We start from the raw sequence: 15,094 nt of genomic DNA, 5'->3' as shown, positions 1-15,094 counted from the left end.
GAGGGAATTAAGTCGTTTGTGCACAAACGACTTAATTCCCTCCGTCCCCCTTTTTGGGGTTACAGGATCTCCAGCACCGTTTCCGGTGGGCGGCACAGCCGCGTGCCCTTGGGGGTGCGCACCACCGGACGGTTGATCAAATGCGGGTGTTCGGCCATCGCGGCCAGCAGGGTGGCATCGTCGGCATCTTCCAGCCCGAGTTCGGCGAACTGGGCTTCCTTGCTGCGCACCAGATCGCGCGCGCTCAGTGCCGACTCGCTCAGCACCTGGCGCAGCGCGGCTACGTCCGGTGGGTTGCCCAGGTACTCGATCACCACCGGATCGAAGCCCGCATCGCGGATCAGCTTCAGTGCGCCGCGCGAGTTGCTGCAGGCCGGGTTGTGCCAGATCGTCACGTCCATCAGAACCACTCCAGCAGCGACACGCCCACGCCCACATAGGTGGCCTTGTGGTTGTAGTCGATCATGCTCTCGCCATAGCCGTCGAAGATCTGCACATGGCCACGCAGCAGGTTGCTGATCGGGAAGCCGTAGTCCAGCTGCAGTGCACCGTGGGAGCGGCTGCCGGTGCGCAGCGAATGGCGTGCCATCAGCGCGACCTCATGCCCGTTGCGGTTCCAGATCAGGGTCGCGTCACCACGGCCCATGTAATCCTCGATGTCCGGATTGTTGTCTTCGCTGCGGCTTTCCGGGATGCGGTACCACGGGCGCAGCACCAGCGCCCAGTTCTCGCGATCCAGGCCGATGTTGAGCATGACCCGGTTCCAGCTGCGCGAGAGCGGATCGGCCCGTCCGTTGGACTGGTGGTTGAGGCTGATGCCGGTCATGCGCCCGCGCCAGCCACCAATCGAGTAGCCGTTGCGGAACACCATCATCACTTCCGGTTCGTAATTGGTTTCGCGGAACGGGCGCGAATCCTCGCTGTTGTAGGCCTGCCAGCGCGAACTCTGGGTGTAGCCGGCCCAGATGTCGCCGTTGTCGCCGAACAGGTTCTCGGCGATCTTGGTCTTGAAGCTGATCTGGAACTTCAGTTCGGCACTGTCGAGCACCTGCGGGGTCGTCACGCTGTTGGCCGGGTTCGGCGAGTGCGGCATGGTGTTGCGGTCGCTGGTCCAGAACGCGGGCAGCAGGTACACCGGCTTGTAAGCGCGCAGCTGGAACGGGCCCAGCTTGGAGTCCTCGGCCAGCTCCCAGCGGCTGTCCAGCAGCGAACCGCGGCCGGCGTTGGCCAGCGCGCTGTCCGGTGCCGCCGGGCGGAACAGGTCGCTGACCCGCTCGCGCAGTTTCTCTTCGCCCTGGCTCACGCGTGCGGTCTGGCGCTCTTCGCGGCGGGCCTGCGCGGCTGCCTCGGCAGCGGCGTCGGCAGCGGCGGTGGCCTGCGGGGTGTGCGCGAACAGGCGGTCATAGCAGGCCAGGCGCGCCGCGTCGGTGGTGATGGCCGCGCAGGCGGCCGGCGAGGTGTCGGTGCTGGGCACGAACTCCTGCGCGGCCAGCGGTGCACTGGCCAGGGCAAGCGCCAGCGGCGCCAGACGGGGAAGCAGCGTGGGGAGGGTCATTGCAGCAGGCCCTTCGGTGGATACGGGAATCGCACAGTGTGGCGGCTGCACCGGATCGCGGCCAGCCCCACGGTTTATGCACGGCCACGGCGTGCGCGTGGCGTGAAGGCCAGGTGGCTCAGAAGAACCAGGCGAACGCGAACAGGCCCAGCATCGCGATCACCACCGCCAGTTTCAGTGCCAGGCCGAGCAGGATGCCGAGCCAGGTGGCCAGGCCGACCTTGGTCGAGCGGCCGAGTTCGCGGGTGTGCCAGTACTCGCCGAGCAGGGCGCCGATCAGGGGTCCGGCAAACAGGCCGATGGGCATGAAGAACAGGCCGACGATGCTGCCGACGAAGGTGCCCCACAGGGCCTTGCGGCTGGCGCCGACGCGCTGCGCGCCGACCACGGTGGCCAGCACGTCCACCAGCAGTGAAAGCAGGGTCAGCACACCCAGCGCGACCAGGGTCGGCCAGCCGACATGGGCGAAGCCGTCGGCCCAGGCCGCCAGCAGCAGTCCGATGAACACCAGCGGGATGCCTGGAAGGGCTGGCAGGACGATGCCGGCGATGCCGATCAGGACAAAAATGACCGCTAGCAGATACAAGATGAATGAGAGTCCCATGCTGTCCCGTATGGTGTCCGTTTTGGGGTTGACAGTGAAAGATTTTGCCAGTTGCTTTTTCGTTTTGGGCGGGTTAAGTTGCAGTCGCTGAGCTTGGCAAGGTCACCGTGGATCGTGGCCTGATGAAGCAAGATCTTTCCGATCCGCTGCATCGATGCACCTCGCTTCCCCCTTGCTTGTCAGCCGCCCACCGGGCGTTTCCAACAACAAGAGAGAGTCAAAGGGAGTTAGTGAGATGGCTGAGCGCGAGACCGGTACCGTAAAGTGGTTCAATGATGCGAAGGGCTTCGGCTTCATCAGCCGGCAGAATGGCGAGGACGTGTTCGTGCACTTCCGCGCCATCGAGACCCAGGGCTTCAAGAGCCTCAAGGAAGGCCAGTCGGTGACCTTTGAAGTCGTGCAGGGCCAGAAGGGCCTGCAGGCTGACAAGGTGCAGCCGGTGTAATACCTGCCGCCCGTCGGCATGAAAAAGGCCCGCGCAAGCGGGCCTTTTTCTTTGCCGTTGGCCCGGTGCAGGTCAGCGCAGGATGACCTTGCCATTGACCACGCGCACGTAGGTGTTCTCGCGGATGCCGCCGAGATCGCGCTGGTTGACCACGATGGTACGGCCATCATCCATGCGCACGCTGATGTCATAGGTATCGCTGGTGACATTCTTCTGGATCTGGTTGCCGGCCAGGGCGCCACCGACCGCGCCTGCAGCGGCGGCGATGTTCTTGTTGCCACGGCTGCCACCGGTGTGGTCGGAGATTTCATGGCCGGCCACGGCGCCGACGATGCCGCCGAGGATCGCGCCGGTCGCGCTGGGCGCGGTGCGGCCCGAGGGCACGGTGTTGATGCGGGTGACGATGCCGCAGTCGGCGCAGCGGCCCTGGTTGTAACCGCCATTGTTGCCGTAGCCGCCGTTGTTGTAGCCGTTGTTGTAACCACCGCCGCCGTAACCGGGCGAGGTGGCACAGCCGGCCAGCGCGAGGGTAGCGATGGCGCTGGCGGCGATGAGCTGGATCTTCATGGGGCGTCTCCTGGCCGTGAAGGCGGGTGTGTTGGGTGGTACTGCGTCATGCAGCAGGGTGGAGGAATCCTCTCCTTTCGAACGTGAACAACGCGCCAACCGTGCGCGCGATGCCCGGCTGCAGGATGAATGCGCCTCAGCGGAAGTCCTGGTGGCAGGCACGGCAGTCCGCCTGCAGTGTTTCCACCACCTGGGCGAGGGCCTTGCAGTCGCCTGGCGGTGAGGCCAGCGCCGTGTTGAGGTTGCCGCGCAGCTGGCTGGCGTGCTGCTGGAACTGCGTACTGTCCCTCAGCCCGGGAAAGGCCAGATCCAGGTCATTGGACAGCAGGCGCAACGCCTGCAGGCGTGGCACGCTGTCGGCCAGGCTGCAGCGGTTCTGCTGCTGGGCCTGCTGCAGCAGCTGCGACTGCCGCTGCATCACCTGCATGAGGCTGTCCGGGAACGGGTCACGGCGGGCCTGCAGGGCACGGCTGACCATCACCGTAGCGATCAGGCCGATCAGCAGGCCCAGGCAGAGCACGAACAGGTAACGATGGGCGGAGGACAGGCGGCGGGGCGGGCTGGCATTCATGCGGGCTCTCCGGGCATGCAACGGTGGGTTCGATGCCGGCGTACTGCGGGCGCCGGCACCTGCACGTTAAAATAGCCCGATGAACGAACAGGTCAAACAACGCTTCGCCGGCATCGAACGGCTGTATGGCGTGGGCGCGCTCGAGCGCCTGCAGGGCAGCCGCGTGGCGGTGGTCGGCATGGGCGGCGTCGGCTCGTGGGTGGTGGAGGCGCTGGCCCGTTCGGCGGTCGGCCACCTGACCCTGATCGATGCCGACGATATCTGCGTGTCCAATACCAACCGGCAGCTGCCGGCGATGGAAGGCAACTACGGCCGCAACAAGGCCGAAGCAATGGCCGAGCGCTGCCGGGCGATCAATCCGGACATCGAGGTCGACGCCGTGCAGGCGTTCCTGACCGTGTCCAACATGGCCGAGCTGCTGGACCGGGGGTTCGATCTGGTGATCGATGCCTGCGACAGCTTCCGGGTCAAGGTCGAGACGATCGCCTGGTGCCGCCGCCGCAAGCTGCCGTTGCTGACCGTTGGCGCCGCCGGTGGCCGTACCGACCCGACCCTGGTGCGCATCCGCGATGTCTCTCGCACCGAGCACGACGCCATGCTGGCGCTGATCCGCAAGAAGCTGCGCAGCGAATTCAACTTCCCGAAGAACGCCAAGCGCTATTTCGGCGTGCCGGCGGTGTATTCGCTGGAGAATGTGAAGTACCCGCAGGCCGATGGCAGCGTCTGCGGCATCCGACCGAACCTGGGCGCTGATGCGGCGTTGAAGCTGGACTGCGGCGCCGGCCTCGGCGCAGCAACCCACATCACCGGCGCGTTCGCCTTCGCGGCGGTCGGCAAGGCGCTGGAGATGCTGCTGGAGCCGAAGAAGGTGAAGGCTGAAGTGGTCGAGGATCACGCAGACGCGTGATGGTAGTGCCGGCCGCTGGCCGGCAACGCCGGAATGCTTGAATCAGCGCAGATGCCGGCCAGCGGCCGGCACTACCGCTATAGCGCCGGCAGCGCGAACAGCCGCCGCGCATTCTCCGTCGTGGCCTGGGCCACGGCGTCCAGTTCCATCCCGCGCAGCGCGGCCACATGGCGGGCAATGGTCGCCAGCCGCGCCGGTTCGTTGCGCTGGCCGCGGATGCCGGCGTCGGGCTGGTCCGGCGCGTCGGTTTCCAGCAGCAGCTGTTCCAGCGGCATTTCGCGCACCAGCCGCTGCAGTCGTTGCGCGCGGTCGTAGGTCAGCGGACCGCCGAGACCCAGCAGGAAGCCCTGCCGGTGCAGTTGCGCGGCCTGTTCGGGGCTGCCGGAAAAGCTGTGCACCACGCCGCGCAGGCCGCCGATGCGGCGGATGGCGGCGATCACTGCATCCACCGCGCGTCGCGCGTGCACGATCACCGGCAGCTCGAATTCACGGGCCAGTTCCAGCTGGCCGATGAAATACGCCTGCTGAGCCTCGGCATCCAGTCCTTCGACGAAGAAGTCCAGGCCGCATTCGCCGATCGCGCAGGGGCGCTCGCGTTCGATCCACTCGCGCAGCAGCGGCAGGTGCCCAGGCTGGTGCTCGGCCAGGAACATCGGATGCAGGCCGTAGGCCGGGTACAGCCCCGGCGCCTGCCGGCAGACCTCGCGCAGCTTCGGCCAGCTGGCTGCGGTCACCGCCGGTACCACCTGAAGGCGCACCCCAGCCGCCTGCGCACGCTCGACCACGGCGGCGCGGTCATGGTCGAACTCGCTGGCGTCCAGATGGCAGTGGCTGTCGACCAGCACGCTCAACGCTGTTCCAGCGGCGGGGGCGTGATGGCGTTGCGGCTCTTCCAGTTGGCCAGCAGCAGGGTGCCGAAGCCCAGCACCAGCTCATCGACGAACGGAATCGGGTCCGGGATGAACAACGTCAGCACGAACAGGCCGGCGGTGAGCTTGAACAGGGTCGGGTAGCGCAGCCGGCGGGCCCATTGCAGTACCGGCAGCAGCATCGGGTTGGCCATGGCGTGAATCCTCGTGGGGGATATGCAAACGCTACCACGGGCCCAGCATTTCCCGATGCTGAATGGGTTACAGGAATGAGCAGGAAATGTGGAGATTCCGTTCAGGCAGCGCATGCTGCAATCTGGCCTGAGAACGTTGCGGATGGTCCGCAAGGAGCAGGTCATGAAAAGCACAACTACAACTGTCCTGGTCGCAGCGGGCGCGCTGCTGGTCGGTGGCATCGCCACCGCCGCCTTCATGAAGAGTGGCGACAAATCGCCGGATTCCATCAGCGCCGGAACCCCCAATGGTGAATCGCGCCTGGTCGACGGCAATGCCGCCGACGATGGCGCGCGTGGTGACAAGCTCGACCCGACCGCGCCGCGCGGCCTGGAGTACGCCGACGTGCTGAAGGTCGATCCGATCACCGAAAAGCAGAAGGCGTACGCTACCGTGATCGGCACTGACCCGGTGCGCGAGACCTCCACCACCCAGACCCCGCATGAGGTCTGCCAGGACGTGACGGTGCAGGAGCGCCTGCCGGAGCGTGATGGCAACGTCGGCGGCACCGTGGTCGGCGCTGTGGTTGGCGGCCTGCTCGGCAACCAGGTTGGTGGCGGCAACGGCAAGAAGGCCGCGACCGCCGCCGGTGCCGTCGCCGGCGGCTTCATCGGCAACCAGATCGACAAGCGCCATGTGGGTGGCCGCGTGGTCAACCGTACCGAACGCCAGTGCCATACCGAGACCGCCACCTCCGAGTCGAGCCGCGTCACCGGCTACAACGTGACCTACCGCAACGAGGACGGCACCACCGGCACCATGCGCATGGCCAGCAAGCCGGGCAACCGCATCGCCATGGGCAACACCGATGTGGTCAAGGGCTACAACGTGACCTACCGCTATGACGGCGCCGAGAAGACCGTGCGCATGGACAACAAGCCGGCCAGCGATCGCCTGCCGGTGGTCGATGGCCAGCTGGTCACGCAGACCGCTGCCGCCGGTGCCACTGCCGCAGCCACGCGCCAGTAATCCCGGCGCAGCACGCAGTACCTGACGGGCCGGCGCATGCCGGCCCGTTTCGTTGCGGCTGGCGATGTTCATCCGCGCAGGGAAGCAATCCTCCATCATGGATGCCCCCTTCGACATGGAGCCGGCATGAGCATCTTCGACCTGCGCATCGAAACCGAGCGGCTGATCCTGCGCCCGCTGCTGCGCGAGGACTACGAACCGTACCTGGCGTTCTGCGCCGACGAAGACACGATGCGCACTCTCGGTGGCGTGCAGCCGCCGTCGGTGGCCTGGCGCGGTTTCTGCAGCCTGGCCGGCGCCTGGCAGCTGTTCGGCTTCTCGATGTTCAGCGTGATCGAGAAATCCAGCGGCGACTGGATCGGGCGGATGGGACCGTGGCAGCCGCAGGACTGGCCGGGTACCGAGGTCGGTTGGGGCATCCGCCGTGCCAGTTGGGGCAGGGGCTATGCGCCGGAGGCGGCGGTCGCGGCGATCGACTGGGCCTTCGATACGCTGGGCTGGGACGAGGTGATCCACACCATCGCCGAGAACAACGACAACTCGCGGGCCGTGGCACGCAAGCTCGGCAGCACCCTGCTGCGCATGGGAGAGTTGCCGGCGCCTTACAACGACAAGCCCATGCAGATCTGGGGCCAGTCGCGCGAACAGTGGCGGCAGCGCACACGCTGAACATTGCCCGGTAGTGCCGGCCGCTGGCCGGCAATCTCCTTGCAGCAGGATTCATGCGATTGCCGTACAGCGGCCGGCACCACGGTATAGCCATGCTGCACCCGCGCTTGGCATTCACCGGCGTGCTTGCCAGACTGCACGCAGCCGGCCGCCGGCCGGATCCGAGGGAGCAGGCAATGGTGGAAGAGCGCGTCCCGTTGACGGTGCACGGCATGTCGGTGTCAGGCAATTGCCACAAGGTCCGCCTGCTGCTCGAGCAGCTCGGCAGCCGCTACCGCTGGGTGGAAGTGGACAGCGCCCATGGCCAGACCCACACCCCTGAGTTCCTCGCGCTCAATCCCAATGCGAAGGTGCCGCTGATCGTCCGCGACGATGGCCGCGTGCTGACTGAATCCAACGCGATCCTGTTCTGGCTGGCCGAAGGCACGCCCTACCTGCCCACCGATGGCTGGGAGCGTGCGCAGGCACTGAGCTGGATGTTCTTCGAGCAGTACACGCACGAGCCGTGCGTGGCGGTCGCGCGATTCATCCGCGGCTGGACCCCGCCTGAGTCGCCGCGCCGTGCCGAACTGCCACGCCTGCACGAGCGCGCCGCCGCCGCGCTGGCGGTGATGGAGCAGCATCTGCGTGAAGCGCAATGGTTCACCGGCAGCGGGTACGGCATCGCCGACATCGCGCTGTTCGCCTACACCGACGTTGCAGGCGAGGGTGGAATCAGCCTGCAGCCATTCCCGGAGGTGCGTGCCTGGCTGCAACGGGTGCGCGGGCAACCGCGCTTCCTGCCGATGCCGGCGGTGACCGCCGAGGTGCGCGCACGCTTTGAGGCCGCGTGACTCTCATCAAGGTGACCCCCACAGGGTAGCGCCTGGCCAACGCCGGGCGGAATGCAGCAACGACACGGAGGGTGTTCGATGTTCGCTGTGGTTCCAGATCCGATTCCCGCACGCATGCGCGTGCTCAACCGCGCCGACGTGTGCGACGCCAATTTCCTCGAAGCGGTGCGTGGCTGGCGCGGCACCCCGCGCCCGCGCCCGGCGCCGGATGCGCCGATCCTGCCGGGCAGCACGCTCACTGCCGCCGCGTTTGGCGAGCTGTTCGATTCGCAGCTGGCCAGCCGCCAGCTGGACCTGATGGCGCGCGCGCTGCGCGTGCAGAACAAGGTCTTCTACACCATCGGTTCGTCCGGCCACGAGGGCAACGCGCTGCTGGCGCGGGCCTGCCGGCATACCGACCCGGCATTCCTGCACTATCGCTCCGGAGCCTTCATGGCCGAGCGTTCGCGCCAGGTGCCGGGGATCGACCCGCTGCGCGATGCCGCGCTGTCCTTTGCTGCCAGCGCCGATGACCCGGCCAGCGGGGGGCGCCACAAGGTGTGGGGCAGCAAACCGTTGTGGGTGCTACCGCAGACCTCGACCATCGCCTCGCATCTGCCGAAAGCGCTGGGCACCGCGCTGGCCATCGAAAGTGGCAAGCGGCTGGGCCACGAACTGCCGATTCCGGCCGACAGCATCGTGCTGTGCTCGTTCGGCGACGCCTCGGCCAACCATGCCACCGCGCAGACCGCGTTCAATACCGCGATGTGGTCGGCCTACCAGAAGCTGCCGGCACCGGTCCTGTTCGTCTGCGAGGACAATGGCCTGGGCATCTCGGTGAAAACGCCTGAAGGCTGGATCGCCGAACGCTTCAGCCGCCAGCCGGGGCTCGACTATTTCTTCGCCGATGGTCTGGACCTGGCCACCGGACACGCCCAGGTGCAGGCCGCGGTGGAACACTGCCGGCGCACGCGGCGGCCGACCTTCCTGCATCTGCGTACCACGCGCCTGATGGGGCACGCCGGCACCGACTTCGAGGTGGAATGGCGCGCGTTGCCGGAGCTGTGTGCGGCCGAGGCGCAGGATCCGCTGCTGCGCTCGGCACAGATCGCGATGGAATCGGGCTGGATGGATGCGGCTGCCATCGAGGTGGCCTACGAGACGATGCGCGCGCGCTGCATGGCCGCCGCCGCCGATGCCGAAGGACGCCCGAAGCTGCAGTCGCTGCGGGAAGTGATGGAGCCGCTTGCGCCCTATACGCCGGCTGCGGTGCAGGCCGAAGCACGGCGCGAGGTGCCCGCCGGGACGCGTGAAGCGCTGTATGGCGGTGCGGAGGCCCTGCCCGAACGGCAGGCGCCGCGCCACCTGGCGATCCAGATCAACCATGCCCTGCAGGAACTGCTGGCGAAGTATCCGCAGAGCCTGTTGTTCGGCGAGGACGTCGCGCAGAAGGGCGGTGTCTACACCGTCACCAAGGATCTGTTGCGCCGCTTCGGCCCACGCCGGGTGTTCAACACCCTGCTGGACGAGACCATGATCCTGGGCATGGCGCAGGGCCTGGCCAACCTGGGCATGCTGCCGATTCCGGAGATCCAGTACCTAGCGTACCTGCACAATGCCATCGACCAGGTGCGCGGCGAAGCGTGTTCGCTGCAGTTCTTCTCCAACGACCAGTACCGCAACCCGATGCTGGTGCGGGTGGCCGGGCTGGGCTACCAGAAGGGCTTCGGTGGCCACTTCCACAACGACAACTCGATCACCGCGCTGCGCGACATCCCCGGGCTGGTGGTGGGCTGCCCGTCGCGTGGCGACGATGCGGTGATGATGCTGCGCACGCTGGCCGCACTGGCGCGGGTGGATGGACGCGTGGCGGTGTTCCTGGAGCCGATCGCGCTGTACATGAGCAAGGACCTGCACGAAGCGGGTGATGGCCAGTGGCTGTTCGACTATCCGGCACAGGGCCAGGCGCTGGTGCCGGGCGAGGGCCGGGTCTATGCGCCGGAGGCCGGCGACCTGGTGATCTATACCTATGGCAACGGCGTGCCGATGGCATTGCGCGCATCACGGGCGATCGAGCAGCAGCTGGGCTGGCAGGTACGGGTGGTCGACCTGCGCTGGCTGGTGCCGCTGGACGCCGGCTTCATCGCCGCCCAGGCTGCCAGCGCTCGGCGGGTGCTGGTGCTGGACGAAGGGCGCCACAGTGGCGGGGTGGGGGAGGGCGTGGTCACCGCGCTGGTCGAGGCGGGATTCGGCCATCTGCCGTTGCGCCGGGTCTGTGGTGCCGATACCTACACGCCACTGGCGGGGGCAGCAATGTTCGGGCTTCCAAGCGACAATGCGGTGATTGGCGCCGCCCTCGACCTGGCGCAGGAACCCTGATGCATGTGTGGATTGGCGGGAATGTTGTTGCCGGCGCCGCTGGCGTCGGCCGAGGCGCTGCAGGCGCAGGCGCTGGCCATGGGCCAGGCGCTGCACCACCGCGGGCCGGATGATGGCGGCAGCTGGGTCGATGCCGAGGCGGGCATCGCGCTGGCGCATCGGCGGCTGAGCATCCTCGACCTGTCCCCGCTGGGCCACCAGCCGATGGCCTCGGCCGACGGCCGCTACGTGATGGCCTACAACGGCGAGGTCTACAATTTCGCCGCCCTGCGCGAGGAACTGGAGCCGCTGGGGCATGCCTTCCGCGGCCATTCCGACACCGAAGTACTGCTGGCGGCGATCCTGCAATGGGGCGTGGAAGACACCCTGCAGCGCTGCAACGGCATGTTCGCCATCGCGCTGTGGGACCGCCACGAGCGTTGCCTGTGGCTGGCCCGCGACCGCGTCGGCAAGAAGCCGCTGTACTACGGCTGGGCCGGCGACACGCTGGTGTTCGGTTCGGAACTGAAGGCGCTCTGGCAGCACCCGGCGTTCGACAACGACATCGACCGCGATGCGCTCACATTGCTGCTGCGGCTCGACTACATTCCCGCGCCGCACAGCATCCACCAGCGCTGCTACAAGCTGATGCCGGGCCGCGTGCTGCGCCTGGACGCGGCGGCTGTGGCTGCAGGTGCCGCAGCACATCGCCCGGAACAGGCACAGCGCCCGTACTGGGATGCGCGCGCGCGCATGCAGGCGGCGTTGGCCGCTCCGTTCCAGGGCCGTATCGAGGACGCCGAGGAACAGCTGGACACGCTGCTGCGCGACGCGGTGGCGCTGCGCATGGTGGCCGATGTGCCGGTCGGCGTATTCCTGTCCGGCGGCACCGATTCATCGCTGGTGGCGGCGCTGATGCAGGCGCAGAGCGGGCAGCCGGTGCACAGTTTCAGCATCGGCTTCACCGACTCGGGGCATGACGAAGCGCCGCTGGCGAGGGAGCTGGCGGCCCACCTGGGCTGTGATCACACCGAGCTGTACGTCAGCGGCGCCGATGCGCTGGCGGTGGTACCGCAGTTGCCGGCGATGTTCGATGAGCCTTTTGCCGATGCGTCGCAGGTGCCGACCGCGCTGGTCGCCCGGCTGGCACGGCAGGGGGTGACCGTGGCGCTGTCCGGCGACGGTGGCGATGAGCTGTTCTTCGGCTACACCCGGTATGTACGCGCGCTGCGCAACTGGCAGATGCTCGGCCGCGTGCCGGGGCCGCTGCGGCGCTGGATGGGCGCACGCGCGCAGCAGCAGGGCGAGGCCTCGCGGACCGGTGGCCTGGCCGCGCTGCTGGCCGAGACCGGCGCACGTGGCATCGGCGACGTCTACCGCAACCGCATCTCGCGCTGGCGCGACCCGGCCGCGGCGGTGCCCGGCGCGCAGGCCGCCGGCAGCTTCTACGACCTGGCTGATCCGCTGCACGGCGCGGGTACGCCGGCCGATGCGATGATGCTGGCCGATTTCGTGACCTACCTGCCGGACGACCTGTTGTGCAAGGTCGACCGGACCTCGATGGCGGTCAGCCTGGAGGCACGCGCGCCGCTGCTGGATTGGCGCGTGGCCGAGTTCGCGTGGTCGTTGCCGTTGGGCTTCAAGCGCAGCGAAACCACCAGCAAGGTGCTGCTCAAGCGCGTGCTGGGCCGTTACGTGCCGCATTCGATGGTGCATCGTCCCAAGCGCGGCTTCGGCGCACCGGTCAGCGATTGGCTGAAGGGTGACCTGCGGCCCTGGGCCGAGGACCTGCTGCAGCCGGCGCGGCTGGAGCGTGAGGGCGTGCTGTCGGCGGCGGCGGTGCAGCCGTTTTGGCAGCAGTTCCTGGGAGGGCAGCGCAAGTGGCATACCCACCTGTGGAACGTGCTGATGTTCCAGGCCTGGCAGGCGCATTGGCGGCAGGTGCGCGCAGGCGTTGCGGGCGGTTGATCTTCACCGGCCTGCACGGGCCCGGCGACTAGGCTGGGCCTCCCGCACCGTGAGGAGTATGTCCCGATGTCCGTCCCCACCATCGCCGTGTTCGTCGGCAGCCTGCGCAAGGATTCCTGCAACCGCAAGCTGGCCCATGCGCTGGAGAAGATCGCCGGCGATCGCGCGCGCTTCCAGTACGTGCAGATCGGCGACCTGCCGCTGTACGACCAGGACTTCGACGCGCACTATCCGCCGCAGGGTACCCGGCTGAAGGACCAGGTGCGCGCCGCCGACGCGGTGCTGTTCGTGACCCCCGAGTACAACCGGTCGGTGCCGGGCGTGCTCAAGAACGCCATTGATATCGGCTCGCGCCCCTACGGTGACAGTGCGTTTGCCGGCAAGCCGGCGGCGGTGATCGGCGCCTCCATCGGCCTGATCGGTACCGCCGTGGCCCAGCAGCACCTGCGCAACAGCCTGGCCTTCCTGGACATGCACGTGCTGGGCCAGCCCGAGGCGTTCATCCACTTCAAGGATGGACTGATCGATGCCGACGGCACGATCCACAACGAGGGCACGCAGAAGTTCCTGCAGGGCTACGTTGACCGGTTCCTGGCGCTGATCGCGGTGCACGTGAAGGGCGACTGAGGCCGATGGGGTCAGCGCCCTCTGCTTCGCAGAGGGATCCGACCCCAGCCATGCCCGGGGTCGGATCCCGTCGCGCAGTGGCGGGCTCCGATCCCACGTCCAGCTGAGCGGGCCAGAGCCTGTACGTTGCACGGGATCCGACCCTGGTCGCCTGATCTGCGATAATGCTCTGCTCGGGCGCCGCAATGGCGCCTGTCGCAGGCAGTGCGACGCCCCCACGCCAGGCTGGCCAGGCGCCGGCGGATATCCCCCGTTTCTCCACGGCTTATCCACAGGCTTGTCCATGGCCGCCGGGGTCGGCGCATGCCTACACTCGTCTGGCCCACTTTTGCAGGAAACACCGCAGCATGTCCGCTCGTCCCGGCTTCCGTTCCAACCGCAGAGAGCGCGGTGATGGCTTCGATCGCGATCGCGACGAGTCGCGCATCGACCAGTTGCGGGTACCACCCCATTCGGTGGAAGCCGAGCAGGCGGTGCTGGGTGGCCTGATGCTGGCGCCCGAGGCGTATGACCGGGTCAACGACCAGCTGACCGAAGGCGACTTCTACCGTCGCGATCACCAGATGATCTACCGGGCGATCCGCGAGCTGTCCGAGCGCGAACGGCCGTTCGATGCGGTGACGCTGGGTGAGTGGTTTGAGTCGCAGGGCAAGATGGAACTGGTGGGCGACGGCGCCTACCTGATCGAACTGGCCAGTACCACGCCGTCGGCTGCCAACATCGTGGCCTACGCCGAGATCGTGCGTGACAAGGCGGTGCTGCGGCAGCTGATCCAGGTCGGCACCGACATCGTCAACGACGGTTTCCAGCCCGAAGGGCGTGACAGCAGCGAGCTGCTGGCCTCGGCGGAAAAGAGCGTGTTCGCCATCGCCGAACAGGGCGCGCGTGGCCGTACCGATTTCGTGGCCATGCCTGGTGCGCTGAAGGATGCCTTCGAGGAGCTGCGCAACCGCTTCGAGAACGGCGGCAACATCACCGGCCTGCCGACCGGTTACAACGATTTCGATGCGATGACCGCCGGCCTGCAGCCGACCGACCTGATCATCCTCGCGGCGCGCCCGGCAATGGGCAAGACCACCTTCGCGCTGAACATCGCCGAGTACGCGGCGATCAAGTCGAAGAAGGGCGTGGCGGTGTTCTCGATGGAAATGTCGGCATCGCAGCTGGCGATGCGCCTGATTTCCTCCAATGGCCGCATCAACGCGCAGCGCCTGCGTACCGGCCAGCTGGAAGACGAGGACTGGAGCCGCGTCACCAGCGCGATCAAGATGCTGAAGGAAACCAAGATCTTCATCGACGATACGCCGGGCGTGTCGCCGGAAGTACTGCGCTCCAAGTGCCGCCGCCTCAAGCGCGAGCATGATCTCGGCCTGATCGTGATCGACTACCTGCAGCTGATGAGCGTGCCGGGCAACAGCGAGAACCGCGCGACCGAAATCTCGGAGATCTCGCGTTCGCTGAAGGGCCTGGCCAAGGAACTGAATGTGCCGGTGATCGCGCTGTCACAGCTCAACCGCTCGCTGGAAACGCGTACCGACAAGCGCCCGGTGATGGCCGACCTTCGCGAGTCGGGCGCAATCGAGCAGGATGCGGACATGATCGTGTTCATCTACCGCGACGACTACTACAACAAGGAAAACTCGCCGGACAAGGGCCTGGCCGAGATCATCATCGGCAAGCACCGAGGTGGCCCGACCGGTTCGTGCAAGCTGAAGTTCTTCGGCGAGTACACCCGCTTCGACAACCTGGCCCACGATTCGGTCGGCTCGTTCGAATAACGGTCATGCCGGCCACTGGCCGGCAACCACCTTTCGGCCCGGTAAACCATTCGGAACGCAAAAATTCCGTATGTGGCGTGTAAATGACATGTAACGCGCCGCTTCTACGATTCCGCCGCTGCTGCCCTTCGACGCCGCCCTTCGGCGTCCAGCGTGCCCAA

At 67.1% G+C, this 15,094-nt stretch carries 16 protein-coding genes; 9 read left to right on the top strand and 7 right to left on the bottom strand.

Annotation, left to right across the window (positions count from 1 at the left end; genetic code table 11):
- Positions 1 to 59: 59 nt before the first annotated feature.
- From arsC to AB1281_RS12320, 3 genes are all read right to left on the bottom strand, one after another.
- Positions 60 to 401, bottom strand: coding sequence for an arsenate reductase (glutaredoxin) (gene arsC, locus AB1281_RS12330; protein WP_430346056.1), 342 nt, complete (start codon positions 399 to 401; stop codon positions 60 to 62).
- The gene (locus AB1281_RS12325) at positions 401 to 1,555 is read right to left on the bottom strand and encodes a phospholipase A (RefSeq protein WP_014037794.1); all 1,155 of its coding nucleotides are present in this window, start codon (positions 1,553 to 1,555) and stop codon (positions 401 to 403) included. The genes arsC and AB1281_RS12325 overlap by 1 nt, the downstream gene beginning before the upstream one ends.
- 118 nt (positions 1,556 to 1,673) lie before the next feature.
- On the bottom strand, positions 1,674 to 2,159 hold the full coding sequence (locus AB1281_RS12320; protein WP_014037793.1) for a DUF456 domain-containing protein: 486 nt from the start codon (positions 2,157 to 2,159) through the stop codon (positions 1,674 to 1,676).
- Between the two features lie 235 nt (positions 2,160 to 2,394).
- On the opposite strand from AB1281_RS12320, the gene AB1281_RS12315 reads away from it, so the two are divergent.
- Entirely contained in the window at positions 2,395 to 2,604 is a 210-nt protein-coding gene (locus AB1281_RS12315; protein WP_014037792.1) for a cold-shock protein, read from the top strand.
- 72 nt (positions 2,605 to 2,676) lie between these two features.
- Here the strand turns inward: AB1281_RS12315 and AB1281_RS12310 are convergent, their stop codons facing one another.
- Together AB1281_RS12310 and AB1281_RS12305 are read right to left on the bottom strand one after the other, a co-directional pair.
- The gene (locus AB1281_RS12310) at positions 2,677 to 3,171 is read right to left on the bottom strand and encodes a glycine zipper 2TM domain-containing protein (RefSeq protein WP_005410289.1); all 495 of its coding nucleotides are present in this window, start codon (positions 3,169 to 3,171) and stop codon (positions 2,677 to 2,679) included.
- 136 nt (positions 3,172 to 3,307) lie between these two features.
- Positions 3,308 to 3,742: a hypothetical protein gene (locus tag AB1281_RS12305; protein ID WP_430346055.1), complete on the bottom strand. Its 435-nt coding sequence runs from the start codon at positions 3,740 to 3,742 to the stop codon at positions 3,308 to 3,310.
- A 79-nt stretch (positions 3,743 to 3,821) separates the two neighbouring features.
- On the opposite strand from AB1281_RS12305, the gene AB1281_RS12300 reads away from it, so the two are divergent.
- Positions 3,822 to 4,649 carry a tRNA threonylcarbamoyladenosine dehydratase gene (locus AB1281_RS12300; protein ID WP_033835434.1) on the top strand — a complete coding sequence of 276 codons (828 nt, stop codon included), beginning with the start codon at positions 3,822 to 3,824 and terminating at the stop codon, positions 4,647 to 4,649.
- Positions 4,650 to 4,726: 77 nt separating this feature from the next.
- Here the strand turns inward: AB1281_RS12300 and AB1281_RS12295 are convergent, their stop codons facing one another.
- Positions 4,727 to 5,500: a TatD family hydrolase gene (locus AB1281_RS12295; protein WP_430346054.1), complete on the bottom strand. Its 774-nt coding sequence runs from the start codon at positions 5,498 to 5,500 to the stop codon at positions 4,727 to 4,729.
- Positions 5,497 to 5,712, bottom strand: coding sequence for a DUF6116 family protein (locus tag AB1281_RS12290; protein ID WP_014037787.1), 216 nt, complete (start codon positions 5,710 to 5,712; stop codon positions 5,497 to 5,499). Before AB1281_RS12290 ends, AB1281_RS12295 begins: the two co-directional genes overlap by 4 nt.
- 163 nt (positions 5,713 to 5,875) lie before the next feature.
- Between AB1281_RS12290 and AB1281_RS12285 the strand changes: the two genes are divergently transcribed.
- The 7 genes from AB1281_RS12285 (at position 5,876) to AB1281_RS12255 (ending at position 14,933) form a co-directional block, all read left to right on the top strand.
- The gene (locus AB1281_RS12285; protein WP_430346053.1) at positions 5,876 to 6,721 is read left to right on the top strand and encodes a glycine zipper 2TM domain-containing protein; all 846 of its coding nucleotides are present in this window, start codon (positions 5,876 to 5,878) and stop codon (positions 6,719 to 6,721) included.
- Positions 6,722 to 6,847: 126 nt separating this feature from the next.
- Positions 6,848 to 7,390, top strand: coding sequence for a GNAT family N-acetyltransferase (locus AB1281_RS12280; RefSeq protein WP_430346052.1), 543 nt, complete (start codon positions 6,848 to 6,850; stop codon positions 7,388 to 7,390).
- 176 nt (positions 7,391 to 7,566) lie between these two features.
- Positions 7,567 to 8,223, top strand: coding sequence for a glutathione S-transferase family protein (locus AB1281_RS12275; protein ID WP_075677379.1), 657 nt, complete (start codon positions 7,567 to 7,569; stop codon positions 8,221 to 8,223).
- A gap of 78 nt (positions 8,224 to 8,301) precedes the next feature.
- Entirely contained in the window at positions 8,302 to 10,581 is a 2,280-nt protein-coding gene (locus AB1281_RS12270; protein WP_430346051.1) for a thiamine pyrophosphate-dependent enzyme, read from the top strand.
- A 3-nt stretch (positions 10,582 to 10,584) separates the two neighbouring features.
- Positions 10,585 to 12,528, top strand: a complete 1,944-nt coding sequence (asnB, locus tag AB1281_RS12265) for an asparagine synthase (glutamine-hydrolyzing) (RefSeq protein WP_430346050.1) — start codon at positions 10,585 to 10,587, stop codon at positions 12,526 to 12,528.
- A gap of 66 nt (positions 12,529 to 12,594) precedes the next feature.
- Positions 12,595 to 13,155: an NADPH-dependent FMN reductase gene (locus AB1281_RS12260; RefSeq protein WP_430346049.1), complete on the top strand. Its 561-nt coding sequence runs from the start codon at positions 12,595 to 12,597 to the stop codon at positions 13,153 to 13,155.
- A 347-nt stretch (positions 13,156 to 13,502) separates the two neighbouring features.
- Positions 13,503 to 14,933 (top strand): replicative DNA helicase, encoded by a 1,431-nt coding sequence (locus tag AB1281_RS12255; RefSeq protein WP_075677331.1) that lies wholly within the window; start codon positions 13,503 to 13,505, stop codon positions 14,931 to 14,933.
- Positions 14,934 to 15,094 lie beyond the last annotated feature (161 nt).

The sequence above is a fragment of the Stenotrophomonas sp. NRRL B-14846 genome (assembly GCF_050473585.1).
In the GTDB taxonomy this organism is placed as follows: domain Bacteria; phylum Pseudomonadota; class Gammaproteobacteria; order Xanthomonadales; family Xanthomonadaceae; genus Stenotrophomonas.
This window is presented reverse-complemented; position numbering and strand designations above follow the sequence as displayed.

Excerpts from the sequence above, each read along its gene's own strand:
- AB1281_RS12300 (WP_033835434.1), top strand. The coding sequence starts at position 3,822 with ATGAACGAACAGGTCAAACAACGCTTCGCCGGCATCGAACGGCTGTAT.
- AB1281_RS12325 (WP_014037794.1), bottom strand. The coding sequence starts at position 1,555 with ATGACCCTCCCCACGCTGCTTCCCCGTCTGGCGCCGCTGGCGCTTGCC.
- AB1281_RS12310 (WP_005410289.1), bottom strand. The coding sequence starts at position 3,171 with ATGAAGATCCAGCTCATCGCCGCCAGCGCCATCGCTACCCTCGCGCTG.
- AB1281_RS12285 (WP_430346053.1), top strand. The coding sequence starts at position 5,876 with ATGAAAAGCACAACTACAACTGTCCTGGTCGCAGCGGGCGCGCTGCTG.
- AB1281_RS12275 (WP_075677379.1), top strand. The coding sequence starts at position 7,567 with ATGGTGGAAGAGCGCGTCCCGTTGACGGTGCACGGCATGTCGGTGTCA.
- AB1281_RS12315 (WP_014037792.1), top strand. The coding sequence starts at position 2,395 with ATGGCTGAGCGCGAGACCGGTACCGTAAAGTGGTTCAATGATGCGAAG.
- AB1281_RS12305 (WP_430346055.1), bottom strand. The coding sequence starts at position 3,742 with ATGAATGCCAGCCCGCCCCGCCGCCTGTCCTCCGCCCATCGTTACCTG.
- arsC (WP_430346056.1), bottom strand. The coding sequence starts at position 401 with ATGGACGTGACGATCTGGCACAACCCGGCCTGCAGCAACTCGCGCGGC.
- AB1281_RS12280 (WP_430346052.1), top strand. The coding sequence starts at position 6,848 with ATGAGCATCTTCGACCTGCGCATCGAAACCGAGCGGCTGATCCTGCGC.
- AB1281_RS12260 (WP_430346049.1), top strand. The coding sequence starts at position 12,595 with ATGTCCGTCCCCACCATCGCCGTGTTCGTCGGCAGCCTGCGCAAGGAT.
- asnB (WP_430346050.1), top strand. The coding sequence starts at position 10,585 with ATGTGTGGATTGGCGGGAATGTTGTTGCCGGCGCCGCTGGCGTCGGCC.
- AB1281_RS12270 (WP_430346051.1), top strand. The coding sequence starts at position 8,302 with ATGTTCGCTGTGGTTCCAGATCCGATTCCCGCACGCATGCGCGTGCTC.
- AB1281_RS12290 (WP_014037787.1), bottom strand. The coding sequence starts at position 5,712 with ATGGCCAACCCGATGCTGCTGCCGGTACTGCAATGGGCCCGCCGGCTG.
- AB1281_RS12320 (WP_014037793.1), bottom strand. The coding sequence starts at position 2,159 with ATGGGACTCTCATTCATCTTGTATCTGCTAGCGGTCATTTTTGTCCTG.
- AB1281_RS12255 (WP_075677331.1), top strand. The coding sequence starts at position 13,503 with ATGTCCGCTCGTCCCGGCTTCCGTTCCAACCGCAGAGAGCGCGGTGAT.